This is a genomic window from Herpetosiphon llansteffanensis (assembly GCF_003205875.1).
In the GTDB taxonomy this organism is placed as follows: domain Bacteria; phylum Chloroflexota; class Chloroflexia; order Chloroflexales; family Herpetosiphonaceae; genus Herpetosiphon; species Herpetosiphon llansteffanensis.
Genome location: NZ_PUBZ01000129.1, coordinates 19,335 through 28,312, shown reverse-complemented (window position 1 = coordinate 28,312; position 8,978 = coordinate 19,335). Strand labels below are relative to the sequence as shown.

The 8,978-nt window shown below is 51.3% G+C and carries 10 protein-coding genes and 1 riboswitch; all 10 genes read right to left on the bottom strand.

Annotation, left to right across the window (positions count from 1 at the left end; all coding sequences use genetic code 11):
- Positions 1-418 (bottom strand): glycine cleavage system protein GcvH (gcvH, locus tag C5S61_RS21110; protein ID WP_110518531.1); only part of this gene is annotated, 418 nt, incomplete at its 3' end.
- 95 nt (positions 419-513) lie between these two features.
- Positions 514-1,599, bottom strand: a complete 1,086-nt coding sequence (gene gcvT / locus C5S61_RS21105; RefSeq protein ID WP_110518529.1) for a glycine cleavage system aminomethyltransferase GcvT — start codon at positions 1,597-1,599, stop codon at positions 514-516.
- 20 nt (positions 1,600-1,619) lie between these two features.
- On the bottom strand, positions 1,620-2,405 hold the full coding sequence (locus C5S61_RS21100; RefSeq protein WP_110518527.1) for a lipoate--protein ligase family protein: 786 nt from the start codon (positions 2,403-2,405) through the stop codon (positions 1,620-1,622).
- Between the two features lie 43 nt (positions 2,406-2,448).
- Positions 2,449-2,540: riboswitch (glycine riboswitch) on the bottom strand.
- Between the two features lie 160 nt (positions 2,541-2,700).
- Entirely contained in the window at positions 2,701-2,829 is a 129-nt protein-coding gene (locus tag C5S61_RS27480; RefSeq protein ID WP_269083552.1) for a hypothetical protein, read from the bottom strand.
- 298 nt (positions 2,830-3,127) lie between these two features.
- A complete protein-coding gene (locus C5S61_RS21095; protein WP_110518525.1) occupies positions 3,128-3,694 on the bottom strand; it encodes an AMMECR1 domain-containing protein in 567 nt (188 codons plus the stop codon).
- A gap of 23 nt (positions 3,695-3,717) precedes the next feature.
- Entirely contained in the window at positions 3,718-4,713 is a 996-nt protein-coding gene (locus C5S61_RS21090) for a radical SAM protein (RefSeq protein ID WP_110518523.1), read from the bottom strand.
- Positions 4,714-4,887: 174 nt separating this feature from the next.
- Complete coding sequence (locus tag C5S61_RS21085; protein WP_110518521.1) at positions 4,888-5,979, bottom strand: molybdopterin-dependent oxidoreductase; 1,092 nt, start codon at positions 5,977-5,979, stop codon at positions 4,888-4,890.
- 419 nt (positions 5,980-6,398) lie between these two features.
- Positions 6,399-7,667, bottom strand: coding sequence for a GAF domain-containing sensor histidine kinase (locus C5S61_RS21080; protein ID WP_110518519.1), 1,269 nt, complete (start codon positions 7,665-7,667; stop codon positions 6,399-6,401).
- 63 nt (positions 7,668-7,730) lie between these two features.
- Positions 7,731-8,138: an adenosylmethionine decarboxylase gene (gene speD, locus C5S61_RS21075; RefSeq protein ID WP_110518517.1), complete on the bottom strand. Its 408-nt coding sequence runs from the start codon at positions 8,136-8,138 to the stop codon at positions 7,731-7,733.
- Positions 8,135-8,977, bottom strand: a complete 843-nt coding sequence (locus C5S61_RS21070; protein WP_110518515.1) for a hypothetical protein — start codon at positions 8,975-8,977, stop codon at positions 8,135-8,137. The genes speD and C5S61_RS21070 overlap by 4 nt, the downstream gene beginning before the upstream one ends.
- Position 8,978: the final 1 nt, after the last annotated feature.

The window sequence follows — 8,978 nt, the reverse complement described above, 5'->3', positions numbered from 1 at the left end:
TCTCGTGGGCTCGGACACGTGTATAAGAGACAGTATCCGCTTCTTCTTTGATAAATTGTTCGTATTCGGCGGCGCTCAGCAGGCTGCTTGGCTCGCTGGTAAATTCAAATTTAGCCAACCAGCCATCGCCATACGGATCTTCGTTGACCAATTCTGGCGCATCGATCACGGCGTTGTTGATTTCGGCCACACTGCCGCTAAGCGGAGCGTAAATTTCCGAAACCGCCTTGACTGATTCAACAGTGCCAAACGATTCGCCTAGTTCAAACGTCTTGCCAACATCGGGCAATTCCACAAATACCACATCACCAAGTTGGGTTTGGGCAAAATGGCTGATGCCAACGGTTGCAGTGTTGCCATCGATCCGCACCCATTCATGTTCGCGGGTATACAGCAAGTCACTTGGTACATTGGACATGTGGTGGTCCTCCTTCAATAACGCCAAAACAGCACAATCAGCATAGATTGTTGGGCGCTACTATCAACCAAAGCGGCTATTTATGCAAGAGCAGGCTATTTCTTGTAGCGTGCTTTGTAGAATGGCGTTTTGACGACGCTGGCGCGTACTGGTTTGTCGCGAATGATCACATCGACTTCAGCGCCAACTTTAACCGTCCCAGCCTTAACCAAGGCATAGGCTAGATTTTTACCCAAACTTGGGCTGGGCATGCCCGTCGTTACCACGCCCAATTCGCTGCCATCAAGCGCCACAACTGGGTAGCCTTGGCGGGCAATCCCGCGTCCGGTCATTTCCAAGCCAATCAAGGTGCGAGCAGCGCCATTGGCCTTAATATCCTGCAAGGCTTCCGAGCCGATAAATGGGCCTTTATCGAGCTTCACCACCCAGCCCAATTTGGCTTCATACGGGTTAATATCGCGATCGATTTCATGGCCATACAAGGCCAAGCCAGGCTCAAAACGCAGGCTATCGCGTGCACCCAAGCCAATTGGCGTAGCGCCAGCTTCCAACAAACGATCCCAGATGCGTTCGATCTCGCCAGCAGGCAAGAACAACTCGAAACCATCTTCGCCAGTGTAGCCCGTGCGCGAAACATAGCCAGCAGCACCATCAACCGTAGCACTGGTAATGCCATGGAAGGCCAAGTTGACCACATCGGCAGCGGTTAAGCCAGCCAACAAGCTTTCGGCTTTTGGCCCTTGCAGCGCGATCATCGCCAACTCTTGTGAGCGATCAGTCAGCACCACATCGTAGCCAGCAGTATGTTGATTGAGCCAAGCCCAATCTTTTTCGGCGTTGCCAGCATTGGCCACCACCATCCATTCGTCGGGGCCAAGGTGGTAGGTGAAAATATCATCGACAATCCCGCCATCTTCGTAGCACATAATTCCATAATCGGATTGGCCGATGGCAGTTTTACTAATATCAAAGGTATCGATGAGCTGGATGAAGCGTTCGCTATCGGGGCCGGTAACCCAAAAGCGCGCCATATGGCTGATGTCGAACAGGCCAGCGCCTTCGCGGGTAGCCTTATGTTCAGCAATAATGCCCGCATATTGGACTGGCATATCCCAGCCGCCGAACTCGACCATTCTGGCTCCAAGGGCGCGATGGCGAGCGTTGAGTGGTGTTTGTTTCATCAAAAAACCTCATAAATCACTTAGCGTCGTTGTAACCATGCAGGGTTGCTATAGCGTTCGTGGCGCAAACGCTCAGCAGTGTGCTGCTCTTGGTCGGTCAGTTGGTCTGGTTGAAATTCGATGTTGAAGGCACTCGCGAAGCCTGCAACAATCGCTTGTTGGGCCTCGTCAAAGCTGATAGGTCGTTGAGCTGCTTCGTCAAGCGCAATCAAGCGTTCAGCCAATGCCGACGCATCAAGCTCAGCTGGCAAGTGTAAAACAGTGCTTAATTGCTGATGATCGGCGTGGAGCAGCAGCGTGCCATGTTGCAAGATTGCACCACGAGTGCGGGTTTGGGCGCTGCCAACCAATTTACGCCCAGCCACGGTCAGCTCAAAATCGCTTGGTGTATCAAAGCAAGCGGCAGATTTTGGCCCATCGCTTGCGCCGCTAGCCCAATCGACGCTGCTAACTAATTGGCGCAAACCAACCAATAAGCCATGGCTGATTGTACGATAGGTGCTTAAAACACGACCCCCAAGCAACGGGTTGCTGTTGGGGGCAGTGATAGAGTAAGTTAATTCAGCATCGTGTAAAATCGCGCGACCACCAGTAGGTCGACGCACAATCTCGATTTGGGCTTGCTCGCAGGCCGCTCCATTAACATCACTATAGGGCTGAAATGCGCCGATAGAAAGGCATGCAGGCTGCCAACGGTAGATGCGCAGGGTTGGGTAGGCCGATTGATTGGCATGCAGCGCCAACGCATGATCAATTGCCATATTGGTTGCGCCATCGGCGGCGGCTGAAACAATATAACGCCACATGAGCACATCGCTTAAATAAAAAAAGAGATCGCGACATAGAAAATGCCTGATCTCTGTCCATTGACCTGAGAGATTCCTTGCGCTGCAAGTTACTCCATCGGTGCAAGTAAATGCTTGCTCTCCAGAGCGCTGTCGAGACACGGTGTTGGAGCCTGAAAGATTCATCAACGGGTTGGCTACCCGTAATTTGCTTCGTCGGCGATCCCGCTGGGATACTCTTCCGCGTCCTTCATTCAGCGATATTGGGTTGTAGCAGTAGTATACGCCGCTGTGAGTATTTGGTCAATTTACATACTTATTGGTTTGAGGCTTGATTTACGTCGAATTGTACATCGCTTGGTTCGCTAAAGTTGCGCAAGCCGATGATCACTGGAGCTATAGCACAGCAGAGCAACATAAATGCCCAGAAAACGACAGTCAACATACCAAGGCGCTCCTCAAATAAGAAAGTTCAAATACCAAGTGAGTTCATTAGTTCACACAGCGTTGTGTAATGCAAGGGATATGCCATCAATCACGGTTTTAGCAGTCAATTTTTTTGGTAGGCGCAGGTTCAAGTATGCTACTTGCTACAGCCCAGCACAATAGCTGTTTCAGCATGGCCGACCCATGACTTTTGCCGAGCAAGTTAATCACCAGTTCTTTGAGCTGCGGCCTAGTACGATGATGGCTGCTAGATTATATGCTGCTTTGACAAATCTGCAAATTAGAGTGGTCGTTGCTTAGCTGACAGTTAGCTGATAATTACCTGATAACTCAATAATTCGCCTAACCTGAAAGCGTTCAAGGGTTGCTGGGGTATCCAATTCGAGCTGAGCACGTTGATAGGCAAGTTGGCGTTGTTGCTCAAAGCTCGTAATGCCGCTAGCATTGGGCAACACTACGCCTTGGTTGCGCCCGCGCACGACGCGCAAACCATCGACCTTAGGGTCATGGGCATCGATATTTTTAAGTAATGCCAAATGCTCAACCACATCCACGATATAGCTCAACTGATCAAGCTCATCAACGCTGACGGGGCTAAAACGGGGGTCGTGCACCGCAGCAGCAATCGCCGTATAGATCACTTCTTTGGCCAGCGACGACTGTTTGGGGCGCACATGGCCAACGCAACCACGCAGTTTGCCAGCCTTGATCAAGCTCACATAAATTCCGTGTGGCTGTTGCTGTTCAACAGGCAATGGCTCAGGCACAGCCACAATTTCTGCTTGGCGAATAAAGCAATTTACTGCTTGCCGAGCCAAAAGAATTAATGGGTCGTGCACGCTGACTGCTGCTTGTTTGGGCATCGGCAAGCTCCTAAAATCGTTGGTTAGTCATTTAATTTATTGCGCTTGAACATCGATGAGCGAATATAAACTTCGCTGCCACAGTTTTCGCAATGGCTTTCATTAACCCCAACCACCCGCGGCTGGCCATCGAAACGCTCAATCACTGCCCATTCGCATTTGGGGCAGCGCGTGGTTTCGGTTGGTTGCGCGCCATAGACAAACGGCAAGCCCAAGCCTTGGGCCACTTTGCGCACCGAGGTTGCAGCGTTGGTATCTGCATCGCGGCTCGGAATAATTCGCCATGGAATCAGGCCATTGAATTTGCGCTTGATCCAGCGCGCAATGCCTTCGATTTCGGCGGTGCTATCATTCACGCCCGTGACAATTGGCGTGGTTATTTCGAGATGACAACCCCAGCGTTTGACTGCATGCTCAGCCCCAGCAAAAATTCCTTGCCATTGCTCAACCCCAGTTAATGCTTTGTAGCTAGCATCGCTCAGGCCATAGACCGTCAACATCAGGCCATCAATATAGGGCGCAAGCTGATCAATTGCTGGTTTCGACCAAAAACCATTGGTCACCATGCCGGTCATACGGCTGGTCGAACGCGCCAAGCGGGCAGTTTCCAACACATGCTCAAAGTTCATGGTTGGCTCGTTATACGCCCAAACCACGCCTCTGGTCATGCGTTCTTGCGAAAAGCCCACCACCCGCTCAGGATCGATCGAACGTTGCTTGGCGGGATCGTCGGGAATATGCGCGTGATAGGCAGCGTCGTGGTGGGCCGGAAACGACGTGCCCCAACCACCAATCGCAAACACGCTCGCACCAGGAAAAAAATGCCGAAAGCCATAATCTTCAACTGGGCCAATTGTCGCTGCTGAGACTAAACCATGGTTATGGGCAATAATTGCCTGATCTTGGCGTTGGCGCACACCACAACGACCCCATTCACCATCAGCGAGTAGACAGCGCCATTGACATACCTCGCAGCGCAATCCTTGCGCCGAGCGTGACACGAGTGTTGTTTCGTGCATGAAAGATTTCCTCGTTGCCCTACGTGTCGCGTCTTCTACACAGCCGTGATGACGCTCGATTTGCTTCTGCAACTATAGTACCACGCGCTGATAGGAATTCGGTTGATTTAACCGCATTTAGAGCAGCAATTTTAGCGATCATCGCTGGCATTCGTGCGAGCGATGATCGTTGGTTTAGCGAAGCGTGAGCTGGAGGCGCTGGATGGCATTGTGATGATAGCCTTTGACATTCCAGGCTGGCTGATCAGGCTGTTGCTGACCAAGCGAATCGGTTGCGCGCACCCAGCATTCATAGTCGCCAGCAGCCAGTTCTAGCGCAGCTTGCCAGCGGCTCCAGCAGCCAAGTTTTGGCTCGTCAATCAAGCTGGCGGTTTGCCAATGCTGGCCTTGATCAAGCGAAATTTCTACCCGCTCAATCAGCGCTTGACCGCCAGTAATTGCATACCCCGCAAGGGTGATGACACCAGCAGCCAATACTTGTGCTGGCGCTGGTTGGCAAACCACTGCATTAACTGGCAATTTGTGGAGCATCGGGGCTTGTTGCCATGCTTCAGGCTCGTTGCTTTGGGCCAAACGATAGGCACGACGCTGAAAATAGTTGTGCGATGGCTCAGCACTCAATTCAAGCGAACGCAACCATTTGACGCTCCGCGCACCAACAATGCCTGGAATAACCAAGCGCAACGGCCCGCCATGCAGCGCTGGCAAGGCTTCGCCGTTCATGGTATAGGCCAATAACGCGTGCTCAATCATCGGTTCGTCGAGCGGAATCGAGCCACCAAAGCCAAAGGTTTGGCCATGACGCTCCACCTGATCGTAGCTCTCAGCCAGCAAATGCTTGGCCGCAGGCTGAATATCGCAGCGCTCAAGCAAGGCCCGCAACGGTGCGCCGCCCCATGTCGCCGTACTGAGGCCATTCGCGCCCCACGGTAATTCGCCATAAATCGCTTTGTAGGCGTGCATTTCTTGGCGGCGATTACCAGCGCACTGCAAGGTTGCAACCTGCTCAACATAGGGCAATTGCTGCTTAATTTCGCCAACGCTGATGCTCCATGGCTCACCAACTAAGCCGTGGATTGTAATAGTGGTTGTTTCAGGATCAAGCGTTGGAACCGTGCCATGGGTGCGCACAAAAAATTGGCTATTTGGTTGAATATAGCTAGCGGCCAGCTCATCCAAGGGTGTTCCAGCGTTCAACGGCTCGGCCTGCACCACCTGCATTGTGGCACTTTTGGCAGCAGCAAACACAGACTGACTATCTCGCATCGAAATCACTCCTTTCTAGGGGATGTTGATGGCAACATCCATGAACAACACTGTTCTTTGCAATTAACCAAGGCTAGATTTTCTCTGCAACGGAGGGACGAAATCGATGCAGCGCTTGCGAGTATAGCATAAATCAGATTCCCTCACCCTTAATCCTGCGTGCAGTGGGAGAGGAACATAGCGATTTTACAAGAGTAGATTTTAAGCTTCCCTCACCCCCAGCCCCCTCGCCCGTGGCGCGGGCGAGGGGCGTTCATGCTGTGGTTCTACCAGAATTAGTGATGAAAACCAGCGTGCTCCCCCTCGCCCGCGTGCAGTGGGAGAGGGGGCTGGGGGGTGAGGGAAAGCTCCACACACCACCATTTATTAAAAACTTACCCTTGGAAGGAGGGGATTTGGGGGTGAGGGAAGCTTTTCTTTTAGGCGGCTTGAGATTGGGGAAGCTCAGCGCTGGCTTTCAAAGGCAAGTAGACAGTAAAATGGCTGCCAATGCCGGGATTACTGCTGAATGTAATATCGCCGCCAAGCAACAGCGCCAAACGCTTGCTAATTGCTAAGCTCAAGCCAGTGCTTGGCTGATTACTAAAACTTTTGCTTGCCCGTAATGGTTCCTGAAATAACAGCGCCTGTTGCTCGGGAGTCATGCCAATGCCAGTATCGAGCACGTGAAAGGCCAAAAATGGCTGTTCGTTGCGCATTTCTTCCGTCACTTCAATGCGCACAGAGCCATCGCGGGTAAATTTGGCTGCATTGCCCACCACATTGACTAAAATTTGGCGCACCAGCCGATTATCGCTCCAGAAAACACATTGGCGGGTGGCAATTTGCACATGAAACGAATTGTGGTTGCGCACCATCAACGGCCCGACAATCACATTCAATTGATCAATCAGCGGCCCCAAACAAACTTCTTCAGCATGCACAGCAAGTTGGCCATGCTCAATCTTGGCCAAATCGATCATATCGTCGATTAATGCCAAAAGCTGGGCACTGGTTTCTTGAATGTGCTGAGCCGTTGGTTCCAACTCGGCAACTCCAGCCTCAAGCAACTGCTCAGCCAATAATTGACTATCGGTCATAATCGTCTGAATTGGCTTGTGCAATTGCTGGCTCATTTTGGCAAGCAACGGTGTTTTGCTGGGAACCTGTGGGTCATTAGCGAGGTTTGATTGAAATACGTCGTGGGGCAAGGCCGTCAGCTGTTGCACTTGGCGAAAAAGCTCAAATTGATGGCTGAGTTGGCGCGCAATTAATTGCAAACTCTCAAGTTGTTGCAGGCTAAGCTGCCGATCGTGATGATCGATCACCGCAATACAGCCAAGCGCAAAGCCTTGCTGGGTAATAATCGGCATGCCAGCATAGAACTGAAAGCCTTGCTGCACCAACGGATGATGGCCGAACTTTCGCGCCAAACTTGCCTGATCATAGACAACTAAATCGCGCTCAAGAATTGTTTGGGCACAACACGAATATTTACGTGGAATGGTTTTGAGCTGGCTGCCAAACGCCGCCTTCACATACTGATATTTATGGTCAATCAACGAGATAATTGCAATTGGCGTAGCACAAAACAATGCAGCCAAACGCACTAATTCATCAAACTCGTGGATATAGGGGCGCGCCAGCAAACCGTAACTTTGCAGGGCAGCAAGCCGTTGGGCTTCATTGGTAGGATATTGAGTACGCATGGCGGCTCCTCGCTAAAATCAAGATCGCTGGGCAATAAGGGATACTACGATCTTGACATAGCGTTAAGCCAGTGTCGAGGGGGCTGTTTGGGTGACTTCGTTGATAGTACGGTCTATAAGCTGAGAATGGACATTTGTCGCATGCAGCGCACCAACGAGCACCGCTAGTGAGGCCTCAGGTTGGCATTGATCACCACAGGTAAAACAATCCCAGAAGGCCGCTCCATGCTCAGGATAGGTGTGCAACGAGGCATGGCTTTCGCCTAACACAGCCACGATAGTAACACCTTGAGGCGTGAATTGATGGGCCACAATTTCAAGTACCGTGGCATTGGTCGCAGCTGCTGCTTGCATCACAATGGTTTGCAGCAACGCGCGATCGTTGAGGATTGCTGCTGAGCAGCCACCTAAATTTGCAAGTAGGTGTCGCCCAGCAGCGGGATAGGTTGGATCTTGGATGAAATTGCTCATGAATTGTATTGCCAGCGCGGTGCGCCTTCAACTCCTTCAGCATTCCAGGCATTAAACCAATCATCCATCAATGCACTCAGACAGGCCCGAAAAACTGCCTCGGCCAGCAGAATATGGCTTTGGCCACGCGCTGCAAACCAAGCCAGTTGAACGAACGCGCCTAAATCATTGACATCGGTCGGAGTCAGGCCATCGGTATTTTCGTTCGACCACCAATCGCGAATCACGCGATCAAGCACGACTTCGACGGCAATCTTGCGAAAATTGGCTGGAGTATTTGGTGGCAGTTGATTGATCGCATCATTGGTAAAGCGCACATGTTGGTTCAGCAAAATCACGGTTGACGGCGGAATTCGCCCATAGCCAGAGGCCTTGAGCACCTCGTTTTTGCGTGAAGCAGCATAGATGCCAGCCCCAATTGCTGTGCCTGCGCCAGCCAAGCCAATTGATCTGGCAAAGGTTGAATTACTGAACATCAGTGCGCCAATTGCTCCCATAATCAACCAGGTGATGATATAGGAAACAATCGACATATCTGCATCAAAAAAGGCAACGGCAATGACATTAACGATGAAATGCGCCAAAAACCAGCCACCAATTGCCAAAAAGCTGGCAAAGCCACTCATCCATCGTTTGATGAGAAAATAGGCTGCAATACCAACAATAACCATCATAATCACAAGAAATACTGGCATGCCACCAGTAAGCACGCGACTAGAGCGGCCAAAAATGATATTGCCCAGCAACAACGATAAGAAACTGGCAATAGCCCCACCCAAGCCAAGACTAAGCGTATAGATGCCGAAGCGTTGCCAAAATGGTTGGGTTTGTGTATCCATA

Excerpts from the sequence above, each read along its gene's own strand:
- gcvT (WP_110518529.1), bottom strand. The coding sequence starts at position 1,599 with ATGAAACAAACACCACTCAACGCTCGCCATCGCGCCCTTGGAGCCAGA.
- C5S61_RS21100 (WP_110518527.1), bottom strand. The coding sequence starts at position 2,405 with ATGTGGCGTTATATTGTTTCAGCCGCCGCCGATGGCGCAACCAATATG.
- C5S61_RS27480 (WP_269083552.1), bottom strand. The coding sequence starts at position 2,829 with ATGTTGACTGTCGTTTTCTGGGCATTTATGTTGCTCTGCTGTGCTATA.
- C5S61_RS21095 (WP_110518525.1), bottom strand. The coding sequence starts at position 3,694 with ATGCCCAAACAAGCAGCAGTCAGCGTGCACGACCCATTAATTCTTTTG.
- C5S61_RS21090 (WP_110518523.1), bottom strand. The coding sequence starts at position 4,713 with ATGCACGAAACAACACTCGTGTCACGCTCGGCGCAAGGATTGCGCTGC.
- C5S61_RS21085 (WP_110518521.1), bottom strand. The coding sequence starts at position 5,979 with ATGCGAGATAGTCAGTCTGTGTTTGCTGCTGCCAAAAGTGCCACAATG.
- C5S61_RS21080 (WP_110518519.1), bottom strand. The coding sequence starts at position 7,667 with ATGCGTACTCAATATCCTACCAATGAAGCCCAACGGCTTGCTGCCCTG.
- speD (WP_110518517.1), bottom strand. The coding sequence starts at position 8,138 with ATGAGCAATTTCATCCAAGATCCAACCTATCCCGCTGCTGGGCGACAC.
- C5S61_RS21070 (WP_110518515.1), bottom strand. The coding sequence starts at position 8,977 with ATGGATACACAAACCCAACCATTTTGGCAACGCTTCGGCATCTATACG.